The sequence below is a fragment of the Actinotalea sp. Marseille-Q4924 genome (assembly GCF_916618755.1).
GTDB lineage: Bacteria > Actinomycetota > Actinomycetes > Actinomycetales > Cellulomonadaceae > Actinotalea.
Genome location: NZ_CAKAKB010000002.1, coordinates 432,178 through 451,649, shown reverse-complemented (window position 1 = coordinate 451,649; position 19,472 = coordinate 432,178). Strand labels below are relative to the sequence as shown.

The following is a 19,472-nucleotide window of genomic DNA, read 5'->3' as shown; positions in this document are numbered from 1 at the left end:
CGTCCGGGCCGCCGCCGCCGCGCGGGAACACCCGAGCTTCGCCAGGAGGATGCAGTGCCCGACGAGCGTCCGATCTTCCCCGTCGTCATGCGGGGCTACGACCGCGTCCAGGTCGAGCAGCGACTGCAGACCCTGGAGAAGCAGCTCGGGGACGCCCGCGGGCAGGTCGAGCAGCTCGACTCGCGCGCCATGCAGATCGCGGGCGAGCTGTCCGAGGCGCACCGGCAGCTCCGCGAGGCGGAGCGGCCCACCTACTCCGGTCTCGGCTCGCGCATCGAGCACCTGCTCCGCTCGGCCGAGGAGCAGTCCTCCGACGTCGTCGCGCAGGCGAACGCCCAGGCGGCGGACTCGGTCGCACGGGCGAAGCTCGCCGCGGACCAGATGCGTGCCCGCGCCGAGAACGAGGTCGCCGAGATGCTCGCCACGGCCCGCCGCGAGGCCGAGGACCTGCGCAGCACGGCGGCGTCGGAGTCCGAGCATGCCGTGACGTCGGCCCAGCGCCGCGCGGAGGAGCTCGTCGGCTCGGCGGAGCGCGAGGCCGCCCGGATCTCCAGCGCCATCACGACCGAGGAGAGCGAGCGGCGCACCACGCTCGAGCGCGAGCTCGGCACGCTCCGGGCGACCGTGGAGCGGGAGACGACCGAGCTGCGGGTCGAGACGGAGCGCGCGGCGGCGGAGCTGCGCAGCACCACGGAGTCCGAGACGACGCGACTTCGCGAGGAGGCCGAGCACTACGCGGAGGACCTTCGGGCCACCGCCGACGCGGAGACGACGGACCTGCGTCAGCGCACCGCGGCGGAGACCGCCGACCTGCGTGCGGACGCCGAGGAGTACGTCGCGACGCTGCGGACGACCGCGGAGCGCGAGACGGGCGACCTGCGCCGCCGGACCGAGGCCGCAGCCGCACAGGTGCGGGCGGACGCGGCCGAGAAGGCCGACGCCCTCCGCGCCGCCGCGGAGCGTGACGCACGCGCTCTGGCGCAGCGGGCGGAGACCGAGGCCGCGGCGGTGCGGGCGGAGGCGGACCAGTACGCCGGGTTCGTCCGGGCGACGGCGGACCGCGAGGTCGCCGAGCTGCGGTCCACCGTCGCCGACGAGGTGGCCGCCCTGCGCGCGGCCGTGGGCGACGAGATCGCCGCCCAGCGCGCCGACGCGGACGCCTACGCCTCGGAGCTGCGCGTGGCGGCGGAGCGGGAGACGACCGAGCTGCGGGAGCGCACGGCGCGGGAGACGACGGACCTGCGTGCGACCACGGAGCAGGAGGCCGCCGAGCTCCGCGCGACGACCGAGCGGGAGACGGCCGAGCTGCGCTCGCTCACGCTGCGCGAGTCCACCGAGCTGCGCGAACGGACACGTCTCGAGGTCGACCGGCTCACCACGGAGGCGCAGCGTGCCGCCGCCGAGCTGACCGGCGCCGCCAAGGTGGAGTCGGACGCCCTGCGGGAGGAGGCCCGGCGCACGCTCGCCGAGGCCGAGCTCGAGATCGCGTCCCGCCGGGAGGCGTCCGAGCGGGCCGACGGCGAGCGCCACGAGGCCGCCCGGGCCGAGACCGAGCGCCTCGTCTCGGACGCCGAGGCCCACGCCGCCGACGCCGAGCGCCGCGTGGCGCTGGCCCTCGAGCAGGCGGAGAACATCCGCCGGGACGCGGACACGCACGCCAAGGAGCTGCTGTCGAACGCCCGGCGCAACGCGGACCGGGTCGTCGGCGACGCGCGCGAGCACGCCGAGCGCTCCCTGTCCGACGCCATGACCGAGGCGGAGCGGGAGCGGACGAGTGCCCAGCGGCAGGTCGAGGACCTCAACCGCCAGCGCGAGGCGATCACGAGCTACCTCGACGAGCTGCGGAACCTCCTGGGCCACGACCCCGTGCCGAACCGTCGCACCCTCGAGCGGGCGATCGACGCCGAGGCGCGGTTCGTCGCGACCGGTGTCCCCGCGGCGCTGGAGGACTCCGACGACGCCACGGCGGAGGTCGCCGAGGACGGCGCCGCCGCGACCCCCGCGCTCGGGGACGACGACGGTGCGGTGGCGGACGACGCCGCGGGGGGCGACGGCGACGACGCCGAGGAGTCGGACCGCGCCGACGCGTCCGCGGCGGACGACGAGGAGCCGACCACCACGGAGACGTCCGACGCCGCGCCCGCCGGGGAGGCCGGCGACGTCGCCACGGACGACGAGGGACCCGACGACGGCCCCGACGACGAGGGACCCGACGACGAGGGACCCGACGACGCCGGGCCCGACGCCGGGTCGCATGACGACGACGGCGCCTCGGTCCCCGCACCCCGCGCGAAGGACGCGACCGGCGCCCGCTCGACGGCCGCCCGCCGGTCCCGCGCCTGATCGACCGGCTGCGAGGCGCGACGTCATGGCCGACGAGGACTGGCGCAGCCGTCGCCGCGACGCGGCCGCGGCGCAGGCGGATGCGCTCGCGCAGCGCCAGGCCGCCGAGCACGCCGCCGCGCGTCGCCTCCTCGCCGACTTCGTCACCGAGGCCCGGCGGATCGGCGTCGAGCCGGTGCCGCTGCGCGCCCGGAGCTACGACGGCCGGCACCGGTACCGCACCCCGCTGGAGGGCTGGTACCTGCGCAGCAACGAGTCGGTGGCGGTCTCCACGGCGGGCGACTTCTACGTGCTGAGCGTCCCGGCCGGCGTGCGCGCGCTGCTGCGCGGGGTCGAGCCCGAGCCGGCCGACCCGCCGCTGGTCCTGGGTCGGGGCGGCCGGGACGGCGAGTCCGTCGACCTGGCCGACGCGCTGCGAGCGGCGCTCGAGCGGTAGACGGCTCTCGGCAGACCGGCGACGGCGCGGCCCGTCGGACCGTCGGACCGACCGCCCTCAGGCCTGCGCGCGACGCAGCAGGCCGGCGAGCGCCGCGGCGACCGGCTCCGGGCTCTCGTTCGACGTCATGTGGCCCGCCCGCGGCACGACCGTGAGCTCCACGTCGCGCAGCACGTCCACCATGTGCTCGGCCGCAGGGGGCGGCGCGAGCTCGTCCTCCTCGCCCACCACGACGACGGCGGGCCCGTCGAAGCCCGCGAGGACCTCGGTGCGGTCCGGCCGAGAAGCCATCGCGCGCTGCGCCCAGGCCACGGCGGCCGGGCCCTGATCCCGGATCCATCCCTCGATCCGGTCGACGAGGTCCGGGCGTGCCACCCGGTTGGTCGCGCCCAGCACGGCGGTGCGCATCCCGAAGACCGCGTCCACGCGCATCTCCGCCAGCACGGTGGCAGCGACGTCCAGCCGCCGCGCGCGCGCGGCGTCGTCGTCGGCGGTCGATCTCGTGTCGATGAGCCCGAGCCCGGCGACCAGCCCGGGATGGCGCTCGAGGAGCGCCATGGCCACGTACCCGCCCATGGACAGCCCCGCGACGACGGCGCGCTCGACGCCGGCGTCCTGCAGGGCGGCCGCGACGGCGTCGGCGGCGACGTCGAGCGAGGGCGCGTCCGTCGGCGCCCCGAGCGCCTCGGCGACGTCCTCCCCCGCCGGCGAGGCACCGAACCCGGGCAGGTCAGGTGCGAGGACCGTCGGGTCCCCCGGCAGCAGGTCGGTGACGTCCAGCCACATCCGGTGGTCCAGCGGGAAGCCGTGCAGAAGCACGAGCGGCAGCCGGTCCGGAGCGCCCTGTCGCAGCACGTGCAGCCGCAGCATGCCGTCCGTGGTCATGGTCCCTCCTCGGTGGCCGTCCGGCCGTCGTGGTCCGTCCCCGCACTCCGCCGCAGGCGACCGGGGCGAGCCTAGCGGCGGGACGGCCGGCGCCGCCGCCCGATCAGCGCCGGTGGTGCCGCGCCTGCCAGCACGAGGAGTGCCAGTGCCGGCGCCCCTCGACGGCGACCTCGGCACCCAGCAGCGCGTCGGCACGCCAGGCCACGACGTGCGGCGTCCCCGGCGTCACGTCCTGCCGGCAGCCCGGGCAGGTGTAGGTCTTGGCGCCACCCCGGACGTGCTGCACGGTCCACTCGCCGTCGGCCGCGGACTCGCTGCGTCGCCCACCGAGGGCGCGGTCGACGTCCAGCGCCTCCGGCGGCGCGCCGTACGGGCGCTTGCTCGACCGACGTCCCCTGGGCATGGGTGCATCCTCCCATCGCCGACGGCGGCGCCGGGCTCGGCCGGGCGCCGTCGTCGGTCGCGGGACGGGCGGAGCGTCGCCCGGCCGCCCCGCAGCGGGTCAGCGGGGCTGCGGGGAGGCCTCGGCGGTGGAGCCGACCTGGGCCAGGCTCGCGGCCTCCCCGGCCGGGACGAGGGTCCGGGTGCGCACGACCTCGCGGTACCACAGCGCGGAGTCCTTCCACGTCCGCTGCAGGGTGTCGTAGTCCACCCTGATGACGCCGAAGCGGCGGTCGTAGCCGTACGCCCACTCGAAGTTGTCCATGAGGGACCAGACGAAGTAGCCGCGGACGTCCGCGCCGGCGTCGCGCGCCCGGCCGACGGCCTCGAGGTGGTCGTGCACGTAGGCGACGCGACGGTCGTCGTGGACGCGGCCGTCCTCGGTGACCTCGTCCTCGAAGGCCGCGCCGTTCTCCGTGACCATGAGCGGCAGGGTGGGGTAGCGCTCGTGCAGCTCGAGCAGCACGTCGACGAGGCCCTGCGGCTCGATGTTCCAGCCCATCGCGGTGTGCGGTCCCGGCTGCGGCAGCCACTCGACCCGGTCGCACCCGACCCACGGGCTGTGCGACGAGGCCCCGTGGCCGTCGGCGCGCGCGGCCTCGGCGAGGTCGGCATCGCCGCCCAGGCGGCGTACGCGACCGGTCGAGTAGAAGTTCACCCCGAGCGCCGTCAGCGGCTGGCGGATCAGCTCGAGGTCTCCCTCCTGCACGAACGACCAGTCGGTGAGGTGCGCTGTGTCGGTCCGCACGCGGTCCGGGTAGGCGCCGTCGACCATCGGCCCGAGGAAGACCTCGTTGGCCACCGCGTCGACCTGGGCCTTGGCGTCGAGGTCCTCGGGCGCGTCGGTCGCCGCGCGGGTCACGTGGAGGTTCAGCGTGACGGACACGCGAGCGTCGTCACCGAGCACGTCCCGGATCGCCCGGACGGCCAGGCCGTGCCCGAGGTTGAGGTGGTGGACGGCGGCCAGCGACGCCGCGGCGTCCGTGCGCCCGGGCGCGTGCACGCCCGAGGCGTACCCGAGGAACGACGAGCACCACGGCTCGTTGAGGGTCGTCCACATCCAGACCCGGTCGCCGAGCGCCTCGGCGACGACACGCGCGTACCCGGCGAACGCCTCGGCGGTCGACCGGGCGGTCCAGCCGCCCTCGTCCTCGAGCGCCTGTGGGAGGTCCCAGTGGTACAGCGTGGCGACGGGCCGGATGCCGGCCGCCAGCAGCTCGTCGACGAGGCGGGAGTAGAAGTCGAGGCCCTCCGGGTTCGCCGCGCCGCGGCCGGCGGGCTGGATGCGCGGCCACGCGATGGAGAAGCGGTAGGCCTCGAGCCCGAGCTCCTTCATGTGCGCGACGTCCTCCGCCATGCGGTGGTAGTGGTCCGCCGCGACGTCACCGGTGTCGCCGTGCAGCACCTTGCCGGGCGTGTGGCTGAAGGTGTCCCAGATGGACGGGCCGCGCCCTCCTTCGTCGACAGCGCCCTCGATCTGGTAGGACGCGGTCGCGGCACCCCAGAGGAAGTCGGCGGGGAAGGTGCGCGGCGTGGGGGTCATGGCGAGGTCCTCAGACGGTGGGGCGGATGCGACGCCCCATCATGCCGCACCCGTGAGAGCGCTTTCACGTCCGTCCCACGCCCCGTCACGGCGCCAGGCGCTCCAGGGCCCACCCGTCGCCGGCGCGCCGGTAGCGCAGCCGGTCGTGCAGACGCGAGGCACGGCCCTGCCAGAGCTCCACCGTGTGCGGGACGACCCGGAAGCCACCCCAGTGGTCCGGCACCGGCACGTCGGCGCCGTGCGGGTACCGTCGCTCCAGCTCGGCGTACCTCTCCTCCAGCGCGGCCCGGTCCGGCACGACGGCTGACTGCTCGCTCGCCCAAGCGCCGAGGCGGGACCCGTGCGGCCGCGAGCGGAAGTACTCCTCCGTGTCCGCGCGGTCGACCTCCTCCACGTCCCCGCAGACGACGACCTGCCGGTCGATCTCGAACCACGGGAAGACGAGCGACGCGCGCGGGTTCGCCCGCAGCTCCCGCCCCTTGCGGGACAGGTGGTTCGTGTAGAGGACGAACCCCCGCTCGTCGAGGCCCTTGAGCAGCACCGTCCGGGCGGACGGTACACCGTGGACGTCCGCCGTGGCGAGCACCATCGCGTTGGGCTCCAGCAGACCGGCCGCCACCGCGTCGTCGAACCAGCGCCGGAACTGCACGACGGGGTCGGGGTCCACGTCGTCCTCGACGAGCACGTCCCGCTCGTACGACCGGCGCAGCGCGGCGAGGTCGGCGCGGCGCTCGTGCGGTGCCGCCGGCAGCGTGTCCCCGCCGCCGGCCGGGCGGTCGTCCTCGTCGCGCATGCGCTCATCGTGGCACGACGAGCATGCCGGGATCAGAACAGCCGGGAGCCCACGTCGTCGACGCCGCGCATCGCGTCGTAGTCGAGGACGACGCAGGAGATGCCGCGGTCCTGGGCCAGCACGCGAGCCTGCGGCTTGATCTCCTGAGCGGCGAAGACGCCCCGGACGGGCTGCAGGTGCGGGTCCCGGTTCAGCAGCTCGAGGTACCGCGTCAGCTGCTCGACGCCGTCGATGTCCCCGCGCCGCTTGATCTCCACCGCGACGGTGCGCCCGTCGGGGTCGCGCGCGAGGATGTCGACCGGTCCGATGGGCGTGGGGTACTCGCGGCGGACGAGGACGTGGCCGGACCCAAGGAGCCCGATCTGCTCCGCCAGCAGCGCCTGCAGGTGCGCCTCGACGCCGTCCTTGACCAGGCCGGGGTCGACGCCGAGCTCGTGCGCCGAGTCGTGGAGCACGTCGTGGAGGTCGATCTCGAGGCGGTCGTCGGACTTGGCGTGCTGGACGTGCCAGACGGCCGTGACGCCCGAGGCGGCGGCCTCGACGCTCGGCTCCGCGACGGCGAGCGAGCACGGCGGGCTCATCCAGTTGAGCGGCTTGTACGAACCGCCGTCGGAGTGCAGCAGGACGCTGCCGTCGGCCTTGACGACGATGAGCCGGGTCGCGAGCGGCAGGTGCGCGGAGAGCCGTCCGGTGTAGCGCGCGGCGCACCGCGCGACGACGAGCCGCACTAGATCACCCTTCCGACCGGACGGGGCCCGGACTCGAGCCACGAGACGAGACCGGCGAAGGCCGGGGCTGACATGAGCACTTGGAACTCGTCCTCCCCGTGGACGCAGCGCACGAGCAGCAGCGGTCGGCCACGATCGTCGACCTCGTCGAGGGGGACGCGCTCGACCAGCGTCAGCTCGTCCCGGGACCACGCGGCCGCCGGACGCGGGGCGAGCGAGAGGACGCGCCACCAGACCAGACGGGAGCTGGTGTACTGCGCGATGCCGTTGGACCACGCGCGGTCCTCGGAGTCGGGGCGCAGGCCGCAGGCGAACGACCCGACCCGGCGGGTCAGCGTCGACTGCCGTGACCAGAACATGGCCAGCAGAGTCGCGACGAGCAGCAGCAGGGCACCGAGGACCAGCAGCGCACCGGTGAGCTCCACGACGCAGGCCCCGTCGACGTCCCGGTCAGCGAGCGGAGGTCGTGGTGGGCTCCCCGTCGGCGTTGTCGACCACGACCGTCACCCGGTCGCCGTCCACCGACAGGAACCCGGAGTCGATGCGCACCTGCCGCACCTCGCCGGACGTGGGGGTGATCCGCACCGTGCCGGCACGGAGCGTGGCCAGCACGGGGGCGTGGCCGGGCAGGATGCCGATGTCGCCGTCGGCGGCCGGCGCGCTCACCATGCTCGCCTCGCCGGACCAGACCTTGTGGTCGGCGGCGACGAGGTCGACCTCCAGGTGTGCCACGGGTGTCTCCTCGTGTCGATGCGGATGGGGTGCGTCGGCGGTCCGTCCGGCCCGCCGCCGCGGGGTGCGCCCGGGGCCGGTCCAGCCGGCCCCGGGTCACCCACGGGGGCTGACCGCGGTCAGCCGATCTCCTTCTGGATGCGGGCCCAGTTCCGCTCCAGGTCCTCCAGGCCACCGATGTTGAAGAAGGCCTGCTCGGCGATGTGGTCGAACTCGCCGTCGGCGATCTTCGTGAACGCCTCGACCGTCTCGGTGAGCGGCACGGTGGACCCCGGGACGTTGGTGAACTGCGTCGCCATGTAGGTGTTCTGCGAGAGGAACTGCTGGATGCGACGCGCACGGGCCACGACGATCTTGTCCTCCTCGGACAGCTCGTCGACGCCGAGGATCGCGATGATGTCCTGGAGCTCCTTGTTGCGCTGCAGGATCGACTTCACGCGGGTGGCGGTCTCGTAGTGCTCCTGACCCACGTAGCGGGGGTCGAGGATGCGCGACGTCGACGCCAGCGGGTCGACGGCCGGGTACAGGCCGCGCGACGCGATCTCTCGGGAGAGCTCGGTCGTGGCGTCGAGGTGCGCGAACGTGGTCGCGGGCGCCGGGTCCGTGTAGTCGTCAGCGGGGACGTAGATCGCCTGCAGCGAGGTGATGGAGTGGCCGCGCGTGGAGGTGATCCGCTCCTGGAGCTGGCCCATCTCGTCGGCGAGGTTGGGCTGGTAGCCCACCGCGGACGGCATCCGGCCGAGGAGGGTCGAGACCTCCGACCCCGCCTGGGTGAAGCGGAAGATGTTGTCGATGAACAGCAGCACGTCCTGCTTCTGCACGTCCCGGAAGTACTCGGCCATGGTGAGGGCCGACAGGGCGACGCGCAGACGCGTGCCCGGCGGCTCGTCCATCTGGCCGAAGACGAGGGCCGTCTGCTTGATGACGCCCGACTCCGTCATCTCCTCGATGAGGTCGTTGCCCTCGCGGGTGCGCTCCCCCACGCCGGCGAACACGGAGACGCCGTTGTGGTTGTTCGCGACGCGGTAGATCATCTCCTGGATGAGGACCGTCTTGCCGACGCCGGCGCCGCCGAACAGGCCGATCTTGCCGCCCTGGACGTAGGGCGTCAGCAGGTCGATGACCTTGATGCCGGTCTCGAACATCTGGGTCTTGGACTCCAGCTGGTCGAACTTCGGCGGCTTGCGGTGGATCGGCCAGCGCTCGGTGACCTCGAGCGTCTCGCCCTCCTTGAGGTTGAGCACCTCGCCGGTCACGTCGAAGACGTGGCCCTTGGTGACGTCGCCGACCGGGACCGAGATCGGCGCGCCGGTGTCACGCACGACGGCGCCGCGGACGAGGCCGTCGGTGGGCTTGAGCGCGATCGCGCGCACCATCGAGTCGCCGAGGTGCTGCGCGACCTCGAGCCGCAGCGTGAAGGAGCTCTCGCCCTCGCCCTGCGAGCTGAGGTCGATGTCGACCTCGAGCGCGTTGTAGATCTCCGGGATGGCGTCGGTCGGGAACTCGATGTCGACGACCGGGCCGATCACCCGGGCGACCCGGCCCGTGCCCGGCCCGCCCGCGCTCGGGGCGACGGCGTCGGTGGTGGTGGCAGTCATGGTCTCTCTCGCTTCGCTCGACCGGAGCGTGCCCCGGTGGTGTGGTGCGGTGGTCTGGTCTGTGTCAGGAGGACGCCAGCGCGTCGGCGCCGGAGACGATCTCGCTGATCTCCTGGGTGATCTCCGCCTGGCGGGCCTGGTTGGCCAGTCGGGTGAAGGTGCGGATGAGCTCCTCCGCGTTCTCCGTGGCGGTGTGCATCGCGCGCTGGCGGGCGGCGAGCTCCGACGCGGCGGCCTGGAGCAGGAAGCTGTAGATCCGGCTCTGGACGTACCGCGGGAGGAGGGCGTCGAGCACGACCTCGGGCGACGGCTCGAAGTCGTACAGGGGCAGCGGCTCCGTCCCCGGCTCCGCGACCCCCTCGACGATCTCCAGCGGCAGCATGCGCACGACGCGGGGCGTCTGCGTGACCATGTTGACGAACTGCGTGTACACGACGTGCAGCTCGCCGACGCCCTCGTCACCCTCGGCGAGGAAGACCTCGAGGAGCGTGTCGGCGATCTCACGTGCGGTGTCGACCGCCGGGGCGTCGGAGCTCCCCGTCCAGCGTCCGGCCATCTCCCGCTTGCGGAAGGAGAAGTAGGAGACGCCGCGGCGACCGGTGACGTAGAGCACCGGCTCCTTGCCCTCGTCCCGCAGCTGCTCGATGAGCCGCTCCGCCTCGCGCAGGACGGACGCGGAGTACGCGCCCGCCATGCCGCGGTCGGCGGTGACGACGAGCACCGCGGCCCGTCGGTGCTCCGCCCGCTCCGTCGTCAGCGGGTGGTCGACGTCGGCGTGGGTCGCCACCGCCGAGACCGCCCGGGTGATGGCACGGGCGTACGGCGACGCCGCCTCCACGCGTCCGCGCGCCTTGCCGATGCGGGAGGCGGCGATGAGCTCCATCGCGCGGAAGATCTTCTTCAGCGACTGGGTCGACCGGATCCGCTGCCGGTAGACGCGCTGCTGACCCGCCACGCTCAGGCCCTCTTCTGCGTGACGATCTGCTCCTGCTCGACGTCCGCCGCCTCGCCGTCGGCCAGCGTCGCGGTCTCCACCTGCGCGTCGGACCCGTGCTGGAACATGCCGACGAACTCGTCGACGGCCTTCCCCAGCGCGTCCTCGGTCTCGTCGGTGAGCTGACCCGTGGACTCGATGGTCGACAGGACGTCCGTGTGACGGCGGAGGTGGTCGAGCATCTCGCGCTCGAACCGGCGCACGTCCTCGATGGCGACCTTGTCCAGCTTGCCCTTCGTGCCCGCCCAGATCGACGCGACCTGCTCCGAGACCGGGTACGGCGAGTACTGGGGCTGCTTGAGCAGCTCCATGAGACGCGCACCCCGGGTCAGCTGCTGACGCGACGCGGCGTCCAGGTCGGACGCGAACATCGCGAACGCCTCGAGCGAGCGGTACTGCGCCAGGTCGATCTTCAGCGTGCCGGAGACCTTCTTCATGGCCTTGACCTGCGCCGAGCCACCGACACGGGACACCGAGATGCCGACGTCGACGGCGGGCCGCTGGTCCGCGTTGAACAGGTCCGACTGGAGGAAGATCTGGCCGTCCGTGATGGAGATGACGTTGGTCGGGATGTACGCCGACACGTCGTTCGCCTTGGTCTCGATCATCGGCAGGCCGGTCATCGAGCCGGCACCCAGCTCGTCGTTCAGCTTCGCGCAGCGCTCCAGCAGCCGGGAGTGCAGGTAGAAGACGTCGCCGGGGTAGGCCTCACGGCCCGGCGGGCGACGCAGCAGCAGGGAGACCGCGCGGTAGGCCTCGGCCTGCTTGGACAGGTCGTCGAAGATGATGAGGACGTGCTTGCCCCCGTACATCCAGTGCTGGCCGATGGCGGAGCCCGTGTACGGCGCCAGGTACTTGAAGCCGGCCGGGTCGGACGCGGGCGCCGCGACGATCGTCGTGTACTCGAGCGCGCCGGCCTCCTCCAGCGCCCCGCGCACGGAGGCGATGGTCGAGCCCTTCTGCCCGATGGCGACGTAGATGCAGCGCACCTGCTTCGTCGGGTCGCCCGACTCCCAGTTGGCCTTCTGGTTGATGATCGTGTCGATCGCGATCGCGGTCTTGCCGGTCTGGCGGTCGCCGATGATGAGCTGCCGCTGCCCGCGGCCGATCGGGATCATCGCGTCGATGGCCTTGAGGCCGGTCTGCAGCGGCTCGTGGACGCTCTTGCGCGCCATGACGCCCGGCGCCTGGAGCTCGAGGGCGCGGCGGGCCTCCGTGGTGATCTCGCCGAGGCCGTCGATGGAGTTGCCGAGCGGGTCGACGACGCGCCCGAGGTAGCCGTCGCCGACGGCGACCGAGAGGACCTCGCCGGTGCGGCGCACCGTCTGGCCCTCCTCGATGCCCGTGAACTCGCCGAGCACCACGACACCGATCTCACGGACGTCGAGGTTCAGCGCGAGGCCGAGCGTGCCGTCCTCGAACTCGAGGAGCTCGTTGGCCATGGTGCCCGGCAGGCCCTCGACCTGCGCGATGCCGTCGCCGGCCAGCGTGACGCGGCCGACCTCTTCGCGGACGGCGCCCTGGGGCTCGTACGACTTCACGAAGCTGTCCAGCGCGGCCCGGATCTCGTCGGGCCTGATCGTCAGCTCAGCCATTGCTCTCTCCTGTCAGTGACCGCACCGGCGGTGCCGTCGTTCGTCCTTCGCGGGCCTGCGGGCCCGAGTACCAGATGGTGCGGGCCGCTCAGCCGGCGAGCCTGCGCCGCACCTCGTCCAGGCGGGCGACGACCGTCGAGTCCACGAGGTCGTCGCCGACGCGCACGCTGATGCCGCCGACCACGGCGGGGTCGACGGCGATGTTCACCGTGACCGGTCGCCCGTACAGGCGCTGGAGGATCTGCACGAGCCGGTCCTCCTGCTCCAGGCTCAGCGGCACCGCGGCCGTGACGTCGGCCACCAGCATCGACCGCCGCTCCGCCGCGAGCCGCCCGAGCTCGGCGAGCGCCGCGACCACGGACCGCTCCCGCGGGGTCCCGACGGAGCGGGACACCAGCTCGAGGGTCACGGGGTGCACCCGACCGGCACCGAGCAGGTCCACGACGAGCGCCCGCCGGTTCGCGGGGCTCGCACGCCGCTCCCGGAGCGCCTGGCGGAGCTCCCGGTTGCCGACGAGGACCCGCTCGAGGCGGAACAGCTCGTCCTCGACCTGCTCGAGCGAGCCGTCGCTCTGCGCCGCGGCGAGGTAGGCCTGGGACGCGAGGCGCTCGGCGGCCGTGGTCAGGTCCACCTCGGCGGTCCAGCGTGAGCGAGCCAGCCCCTGGACCACCTCGACGACCCGGTCGTCGACCTTGCCGCTCAGCAGCGTCGACGCGAGCCGAGCCTTGTCGTCCGCGCCGCGCGACGGGTCGCCGAGCGCCCGGCGCAGCGAGCCCGAGGCGTCGAGCGCGTCGACGACCGAGAAGAGCTGCTCGCCGAGCGTCCGCGCCTCCTGCCCGGCGCCCGCGAGGACGCCCTCGAACGCCGAGGCCACGGACTCGTAGGACGCAAGACTCGTGCCGCGCATCAGCCCTCCTGGCCCGCGGTGGTGGTCGTGGCGACGGCACCCACGCCGTCACGGCCGGAGGACGACTCGAGGTCGTCCAGGAACCGGTCGATGACGCGGCTCTGCCGAGCGGAGTCGGCGAGGGACTCCCCGACGATCCGGGACGCCAGATCGGTCGCGAGCGACCCGATCTCCGAGCGGAGCGCGACGGCCGCCTGCTGGCGCTCCGCCTCGATCTGCCGCTGCGCGTTCTCGAGGATCCGCGCAGCGTCGTCGGAGGCCTTGGCGCGGAGCTCGGCGATGATCGCCGTGCCCTCGACCCGGGCCTCCTCGCGGACGCGCGCCGCCTCGGCACGTCCCTCGGCGAGCTGCCGCTGGTACTCCGCGAGCGCCGCTGCAGCCTCCGCCTGGGCGTTCTCCGCCTTGGCGAGCCCGCCCTGGATCTTCTCGGTGCGCTCGTCGAGCACGGCCTGGAACTTCGGCAGGACGTACTTCCAGAACGCGAACGCGATGATCGCCGTGGCGACCAGCGACCAGATGATGTCGTAGTCCGCCGGGATGAAGAGGTTGATGCCTTGCACCTCCTCGCCCGGCTCCGCGGCGAGGACCGCCGCCACGTCGAGGTTCACGGGGATCACGAGAAGAGGAAGCCCGCGACCAGACCGAGGAGCGCGAGCACCTCGACGAACGCCACACCGATGAACATCGTGGTGCGCAGCTGGCCGGCGACCTCGGGCTGACGGGCGATGCCCTCGAGGGCCTTGCCGATGAGGATGCCGAGGCCGATGCCGGGGCCGAGCGTGCCGAGGCCGTAACCGATGGTCGCGACGTTGCCGCTGACCTCAGCGAGCGTGGTGCTGTCCACTAGGGGTGTTCCTTCCGTGAGGCGTCCGGGGACCCGGACGTCGTGTCGGTGCCCGCACTGGGTGCGCGAGGCGGTCGGACGATCAGTGCTGGATCAGTGCTCCTCCTCCACGGCCATGTTCAGGTACACGGCCGAGAGGAGGGTGAAGATGTAGGCCTGCAGCAGCGCGACCAGGATCTCGAAGAGGGTGAAGGCCACGCCGGCGGCGATCCCGAGGAGCGTCGCGACCTTGAGCGCGCCGCCCGCCTCGAGCAGGAAGAAGTGCGTCGCACCGAAGCAGAGCACGAGGATGAGGTGTCCGGCGATCATGTTCGCCGTGAGTCGCAGGGCGAGCGTCGCGGGCCGGAAGATGAAGACCTGGAGCGCCTCGATCGGCGTCACGAGGCCGTAGAGGGGCTTGGGCAGCCCCGGCGGGAACAGGTTGTTCTTGAGGTAGCCGCCGACGCCGAACTTCCGCATGCCCACGGCGAGGTACATGACGTACACCCAGGCGGCGAGGACGAGCGGCATGCCGATGAGCGACGTGCTCGCGATGTTGAGGAACGGGACGACGCCGGTGATGTTCATGAAGAACACCGCGAAGAAGATCGTCGTCAGCATCGGCAGGAAGCGGCGCGCGTTGTGCCCGAGCGTCTCCTCCGCGATGTTGACCCGGACGAAGTCCAGCGCCATCTCCGCCATGTTCTGGCCACGGCCCGGGACCAGCGAGGCCCGGCGGGCGGCGAGGACGAAGAGCAGGACGATGGCGGCCGTCGCGATGAGGCGGACCAGGATGATCCGGTTCATCTCGAAGGGGGTGCCCTCGAAGGCGAACGCGGCCGGGAAGAACTCGCCGATCGAAGGGGGCGAGAAGCCGCCGCCCTCACCGGAGGCAGCGAGAACCTGGTTCATCGCGACGGTGATCAGAGCAGACTCCCGGGATCGTGGCGCGAGGGCGACCAGGCACGGGCGCACCGTCGGACCGATGTCGAAGAGGATCGCGGGAATCGTAACGCATGCGTCACCTCCCGGAGGACGGCCGTCCGCACTTCGTGAAGATCTTCACAACCCGCGCCAGGGACCAAGGACCCAGGTCGAGCTGCCGGTCAGCGGGCCTCCCCGGCGTCCGGGCGGGCGTCGGCGGCGGACGGCTCGACGTACGGCACGCGGCCCGTCGCCACCGCCCGGTAGTCGACGTACACCGACCCCAGGACGGCCACGAGGACGACGACGACGAGCACCTCGCGGTCGTAGAACGTCATGCCGTCCAGCACGGCCAGGAGGACCACCAGCAGGATCATCTTGAGCAGCCACGCGCCCAGCACGACGATCCCCGTCGTGGCCGCCGGGGCGTCCGCGGTGCGGAGCATGCTGAGCACCGTCGTGCCGCTGAAGACGAGCGCGACCCCGGCCCCGATGAGGGCGCCCCACACGCCCGGCGTCCCCTCGAGCAGCCAGCCGACGACCGACCCGCCGACCGCGACGACGGCGACCAGGACCAGCATGTCGCGCAGGGCCCGCCGCAGCACGGCGCGGACCGCCTGCGTCGTCACCGTCGGCGTGTGGTCGGAGGTGGTCATGCGTGGCTCCTCAGGAGGGTCGGGAGGGGTGCGGGCCGGCGGGCGGGTGGGCGCCGGGTGCCTGCTGGACCGGTGGTGCGTGCTGCGCGGACGGCTCCGGCTCGACCGCGGCCGACCGGGACCGGCCGCGTCCCACCGGACCCAGCGTCACGGCGAGGGCGAGCGCCGCGGCGCCGCCGACGACCCACAGCGTGGTCCGGACGGACCAGACCACGAGCGCCGCACCCCCGAAGGAGAACAGCGCGGTCCACATGTACATGATGAGGACGGCGCGGCGGTGGGAGTGGCCGAGCTGCAGCAGGCGGTGGTGCAGGTGCCGGCGGTCGGGGTGGAAGGGGCTGCGCCCGGCGCCGAGCCGGCGGATCACCGCCAGGCCCATGTCCAGCAGGGGCAGCATGAGGACGGCGACGGGCAGCAGGATCGGCAGGAACGCGGGGACGGCCTGCCGTGCGGAGACCGCCACGGTGTCGATCTGTCCCGTGACGACGATCGTGGCAGCCGCGATCGTGAGGCCGATGAGCATCGACCCCGAGTCGCCCATGAAGATGCGCGCGGGGTGGAAGTTGTGCGGCAGGAAGCCCAGGCACGCGCCCACGAGCACGGCGACGACGAGTGTCGCGAGGTTGGAGTAGTCGGTGCTGCTGGCCTGCGTGGTGAGCAGGTAGGTGTAGACGAAGAACCCGGTGCCGCCGATGGCGATGAGCCCGGCGGCGAGCCCGTCGAGCCCGTCGACGAAGTTCACGGCGTTGATGGCGACGACGACGGTGAGCACGGTCGCCACCAGGGAGAAGTAGCTCGAGCCGATCGTCAGCGTGTCCGCGAACGGGATGGCGTAGAGCTGGATCCCGCCGAAGGCGATGAGGCCGGCGGCGAGCACCTGGCCGACCAGCTTGGTGAACCAGTCGAGGTCCCACACGTCGTCGGCCGCCCCGAGGAGCGTCACCGCACCGGCACCGGCGAGGATCGCCCACGCGGACGACGACGAGGTGAAGACGCCCTCGAGGAACGGCATCCGGGACGCGAGGACCATCGCCACGGCCATCCCGAGGAACATCGCCACGCCGCCGAGCCGGGGCGTCGGGATGACGTGGACGTCACGGTCCCGCACGGCCGTGATCGCTCCGGTCCGCAGCGCGACCCACCGTGCCAGCGGCGTGAGCAGGTACGTCACGGCCGCCGAGACGAGCATGAGCAGCAGGTAGACCCTCACGACGCCGGCTCCACGCGGTCGGGCGCAGGGGCGTCCGTCCCCGGCGCGTCCCCGGCTTCGCCGGCGTCGGCGGCGTGGCCGGCGTCGCCGCCACCGGCGCCGTCGAGGTCGAGGACCGGCGTCACCCGGCGCAGCGCGTCCAGGCCGACGGCGCCCGCGCGCAGCAGGCGCGGCACCGGTCCGGTCGCGTCCACGACGGTCGACGGCTCACCGCCCGCCAGCTCCCCCGCGTCGAGCGCGAGCTGGGCCGCACCCACGTCCAGGGCGTCGTCCAGCCGCCCGCTCGCCGGGGTGCCGGTGCGGTGCGCACCGGTGACGGCGAGCGGTCCGGTCCGGCGCAGCAGGGCCAGCGCGGCAGGGTGGTCCGGCATCCGCACCGCGACGGTGCGGCCGTCGTCGCCCAGGTCCCACGCCAGGGACGGCTGGGCGTGCAGCACGAGGGTGAGGGCGCCCGGCCAGAAGGCCTCCAGGAGCGCGCGGGCGGGCGCGGGCACGTCGGCGCACAGGCCGTCGACCGTGCGCTGGTCGGGCACCAGCACGGCGGGCGGCACCCCGGCAGGACGGCCGGTGGCGTCCCGGAGCGCGGCGACCGCGAGGGGGGTGAAGGCCTCGGCCGCGAGGCCGTAGACGGTGTCCGTGGGGACCACGACGAGCCCGCCGCGCCTCAGGACGTTCACCGCCTCGTCGAGCCCGGGGCCCCAGGAGCCCGCGTCCCGGCTGTCCATCACCCTCACGACGGTGAGTCTCGCACGACGGCCCGACCGCTCCGGCGGGCGAGCAGCATCCGGTCCCGACCCGTCAGGTCGGTCCCGGTGGTGATGTCCTCGAACGCGCCGTCGGCCATCGCCCGCGCCGCGGACGCCTGGACCTCGGCGTGCTCCATGACGAGCAGGCCGCCGGTGCGCAGCAGCCGGGCGGCGGTCCGCACCACCCCCCGGGGGACGAGCAGGCCGTCCGCTCCCCCGCCGTACAGCGCCAGGTCCGGGTCGTGGTCGCGCACCTCCGCGTCGAGCGGGACCGCGTCGGGCGGGATGTACGGCGGGTTGGCCACGACGACGTCGACGGCGCCCTCCAGGTCGGCGAGCACGTCGTCGGCGGTCGCGTCGGCCACGACGAGCCGCTCCGGGCGCACCCCCGCCCGGTCGGCGTTGCGCCCCGTCAGCGCGACGGCCTGGGCCGACAGGTCGACCGCGACGACCCGGGCGGCGGGTACCTCGAACGCCACCGAGACCGCGATGCCGCCGGCACCGCAGCAGAGGTCCACGACGAGGGGCGGACGGCCGGACGCGGCGACCGCCGCGGCCTCGTCGACCGCCCGCTGCGCCACGCTCTCGGTCTCCGGTCGCGGCACGAAGACGCCCGGCTCCACGGCGAGCACGACGTGCCGGAACCCGGCCTCGCCGACGATGTGCTGCAACGGCTCCCGCCGACGGCGCCGCTCGACCACCTCCGCGTACCGGGCGCGGAACCCGGCCGGCTCCAGCCCGGCCAGGGCGGGCTCGAACCGCGGCACGCCGAGGACGAAGGCTGCCAGCGCCGCGGCGTCGTGGTGCGCCGACGGCACCCCCGCGTCGGCCAGGAGGTCGCCCGCGGCCGCGACGACGCGCCGCAGCGACGGGGCGCCGTCGGCGCCGGGGACCGACGGCGAGGGGACCGGGTCCGGTGCGGTCACGAGGAGGACCCGGCCGCCTCGGCGAGCCGGGCGGCGTCGTCGGCGTCGATCGCGGACCGGACGACCGGCCCGAGGTCGCCGTCGAGCACCTGGTCGAGGTTGTAGGCCTTGTAGCTCGTGCGGTGGTCGACGATCCGGTTCTCGGGGAAGTTGTACGTCCGGATGCGCTCGGAGCGGTCGACCGTGCGGACCTGCGAGCGACGGGCCTGCGACGCGGCCGCGGCGGCCTCCTCCTGGCGGGCGGCCAGGAGGCGCGCGCGCAGGATCCGCAGCGCCGCCTCCTTGTTCTGCAGCTGCGACTTCTCGTTCTGGCAGGAGACGACGATCCCCGTGGGCAGGTGCGTGAGGCGGACGGCGGAGTCCGTCGTGTTGACGGACTGCCCGCCCGGGCCCGAGGACCGGAAGACGTCGACGCGCAGGTCGTTCGGGTCGATCGCGACCTCGGCGACGTCTTCCACCTCGGGCAGGGCGACGACGCCGGCCGCCGACGTGTGGATCCGGCCCTGCGACTCCGTGACCGGCACGCGCTGGACGCGGTGCACGCCGCCCTCGTACTTGAGGTGGGCCCAGACGCCGTCCTCGGGCGGGACCGTGCCGCGGGCCTTGACCGCGAGCGTCACGTCCTTGTAGCCGCCGAGGTCCGACTGCGTCGCCTCGAGCACCTCGGTGCGCCAGCCCTGCCGCTCGGCGTAGCGGGTGTACATGCGCAGGAGGTCGCCGGCGAACAGCGCCGACTCCTCCCCGCCCTCCCCCGCCTTGATCTCGAGGAGGACGTCCCGCGCGTCGTCGGGGTCGCGCGGCACGAGGGCGCGACGCAGGGCCTCCTCCGCACGCGCGGCGGCCTCGCGCAGCGCGGGGAGCTCCGCGGCGAAGGACGCGTCCTGGGTGGCGAGCTCGGCGGCGGCCGTCGCGTCCCCCTCGGCCTCCTGCCACGCGCGGAAGGCGGCGACGACGCGCCCGAGCTCGGCGTACCGCCGACCGAGGGAGCGGGCCAGGGCGGGATCGGCGTGGACGGCGGCGTCGGCGAGGCGCGCCTCGATCTCGGCGTGCTCGGCGATCAGCGGACCCACCGCGTCGATCATGGCGTGCTCCTCGTCGTCGACCCCCGCACCGGCCGGGGACGCGCGGACCCCGGACACGACAGCGCCGGCGGGACCGCGGGACGGTACGTCCGCTGCGGTCCCGCCGGCGC

21 protein-coding genes are annotated in these 19,472 nt (G+C 73.8%); 2 read left to right on the top strand and 19 right to left on the bottom strand.

Going from position 1 to position 19,472, the window contains the following annotated elements; genetic code table 11:
* Window positions 1-54: 54 nt before the first annotated feature.
* Complete coding sequence (locus LG379_RS06330) at window positions 55-2,343, top strand: hypothetical protein (protein WP_225753737.1); 2,289 nt, start codon at window positions 55-57, stop codon at window positions 2,341-2,343.
* A gap of 25 nt (window positions 2,344-2,368) precedes the next feature.
* The gene (locus LG379_RS06325) at window positions 2,369-2,779 is read left to right on the top strand and encodes a hypothetical protein (protein ID WP_225753736.1); all 411 of its coding nucleotides are present in this window, start codon (window positions 2,369-2,371) and stop codon (window positions 2,777-2,779) included.
* Between the two features lie 57 nt (window positions 2,780-2,836).
* Here LG379_RS06325 and LG379_RS06320 read toward each other — a convergent pair whose 3' ends face one another.
* From LG379_RS06320 to prfA, 19 genes are all read right to left on the bottom strand, one after another.
* Complete coding sequence (locus LG379_RS06320) at window positions 2,837-3,664, bottom strand: alpha/beta fold hydrolase (protein ID WP_225753735.1); 828 nt, start codon at window positions 3,662-3,664, stop codon at window positions 2,837-2,839.
* Window positions 3,665-3,767: 103 nt separating this feature from the next.
* Window positions 3,768-4,067 carry a hypothetical protein gene (locus tag LG379_RS06315; protein ID WP_225753734.1) on the bottom strand — a complete coding sequence of 100 codons (300 nt, stop codon included), beginning with the start codon at window positions 4,065-4,067 and terminating at the stop codon, window positions 3,768-3,770.
* Between the two features lie 99 nt (window positions 4,068-4,166).
* Window positions 4,167-5,648, bottom strand: coding sequence for a GH1 family beta-glucosidase (locus tag LG379_RS06310; RefSeq protein ID WP_225753733.1), 1,482 nt, complete (start codon window positions 5,646-5,648; stop codon window positions 4,167-4,169).
* An 85-nt stretch (window positions 5,649-5,733) separates the two neighbouring features.
* Window positions 5,734-6,441 (bottom strand): pyridoxamine 5'-phosphate oxidase, encoded by a 708-nt coding sequence (gene pdxH / locus LG379_RS06305; protein ID WP_225753732.1) that lies wholly within the window; start codon window positions 6,439-6,441, stop codon window positions 5,734-5,736.
* Between the two features lie 32 nt (window positions 6,442-6,473).
* The gene (gene nucS, locus LG379_RS06300) at window positions 6,474-7,169 is read right to left on the bottom strand and encodes an endonuclease NucS (RefSeq protein ID WP_225753731.1); all 696 of its coding nucleotides are present in this window, start codon (window positions 7,167-7,169) and stop codon (window positions 6,474-6,476) included.
* Window positions 7,169-7,594, bottom strand: a complete 426-nt coding sequence (locus LG379_RS06295) for a DUF2550 family protein (RefSeq protein WP_225753730.1) — start codon at window positions 7,592-7,594, stop codon at window positions 7,169-7,171. Before LG379_RS06295 ends, nucS begins: the two co-directional genes overlap by 1 nt.
* Window positions 7,595-7,619: 25 nt before the next feature.
* On the bottom strand, window positions 7,620-7,901 hold the full coding sequence (locus tag LG379_RS06290) for a F0F1 ATP synthase subunit epsilon (RefSeq protein WP_225753729.1): 282 nt from the start codon (window positions 7,899-7,901) through the stop codon (window positions 7,620-7,622).
* A 119-nt stretch (window positions 7,902-8,020) separates the two neighbouring features.
* Window positions 8,021-9,499, bottom strand: a complete 1,479-nt coding sequence (atpD, locus tag LG379_RS06285) for a F0F1 ATP synthase subunit beta (protein WP_225753728.1) — start codon at window positions 9,497-9,499, stop codon at window positions 8,021-8,023.
* Between the two features lie 64 nt (window positions 9,500-9,563).
* Window positions 9,564-10,454, bottom strand: a complete 891-nt coding sequence (locus LG379_RS06280; RefSeq protein WP_225753727.1) for a F0F1 ATP synthase subunit gamma — start codon at window positions 10,452-10,454, stop codon at window positions 9,564-9,566.
* Window positions 10,455-10,456: 2 nt separating this feature from the next.
* Window positions 10,457-12,088: a F0F1 ATP synthase subunit alpha gene (gene atpA / locus LG379_RS06275; protein WP_225753726.1), complete on the bottom strand. Its 1,632-nt coding sequence runs from the start codon at window positions 12,086-12,088 to the stop codon at window positions 10,457-10,459.
* An 88-nt stretch (window positions 12,089-12,176) separates the two neighbouring features.
* Complete coding sequence (locus LG379_RS06270) at window positions 12,177-12,995, bottom strand: F0F1 ATP synthase subunit delta (RefSeq protein WP_225753725.1); 819 nt, start codon at window positions 12,993-12,995, stop codon at window positions 12,177-12,179.
* Complete coding sequence (locus tag LG379_RS06265) at window positions 12,995-13,603, bottom strand: F0F1 ATP synthase subunit B (RefSeq protein ID WP_225753724.1); 609 nt, start codon at window positions 13,601-13,603, stop codon at window positions 12,995-12,997. The genes LG379_RS06270 and LG379_RS06265 overlap by 1 nt, the downstream gene beginning before the upstream one ends.
* 5 nt (window positions 13,604-13,608) lie before the next feature.
* Entirely contained in the window at window positions 13,609-13,839 is a 231-nt protein-coding gene (atpE, locus tag LG379_RS06260; protein WP_225753723.1) for an ATP synthase F0 subunit C, read from the bottom strand.
* Between the two features lie 93 nt (window positions 13,840-13,932).
* On the bottom strand, window positions 13,933-14,730 hold the full coding sequence (atpB, locus tag LG379_RS06255) for a F0F1 ATP synthase subunit A (protein WP_225753722.1): 798 nt from the start codon (window positions 14,728-14,730) through the stop codon (window positions 13,933-13,935).
* Window positions 14,731-14,924: 194 nt separating this feature from the next.
* Complete coding sequence (locus tag LG379_RS06250) at window positions 14,925-15,398, bottom strand: hypothetical protein (protein ID WP_225753721.1); 474 nt, start codon at window positions 15,396-15,398, stop codon at window positions 14,925-14,927.
* A gap of 10 nt (window positions 15,399-15,408) precedes the next feature.
* A complete protein-coding gene (locus LG379_RS06245) occupies window positions 15,409-16,608 on the bottom strand; it encodes a glycosyltransferase family 4 protein (RefSeq protein ID WP_225753720.1) in 1,200 nt (399 codons plus the stop codon).
* Window positions 16,605-17,333: an L-threonylcarbamoyladenylate synthase gene (locus tag LG379_RS06240; RefSeq protein ID WP_225753810.1), complete on the bottom strand. Its 729-nt coding sequence runs from the start codon at window positions 17,331-17,333 to the stop codon at window positions 16,605-16,607. The genes LG379_RS06245 and LG379_RS06240 overlap by 4 nt, the downstream gene beginning before the upstream one ends.
* Window positions 17,334-17,338: 5 nt before the next feature.
* Window positions 17,339-18,280 carry a peptide chain release factor N(5)-glutamine methyltransferase gene (prmC, locus tag LG379_RS06235; RefSeq protein WP_225753719.1) on the bottom strand — a complete coding sequence of 314 codons (942 nt, stop codon included), beginning with the start codon at window positions 18,278-18,280 and terminating at the stop codon, window positions 17,339-17,341.
* Window positions 18,277-19,362: a peptide chain release factor 1 gene (prfA, locus tag LG379_RS06230; protein ID WP_225753718.1), complete on the bottom strand. Its 1,086-nt coding sequence runs from the start codon at window positions 19,360-19,362 to the stop codon at window positions 18,277-18,279. Before prfA ends, prmC begins: the two co-directional genes overlap by 4 nt.
* Window positions 19,363-19,472 lie beyond the last annotated feature (110 nt).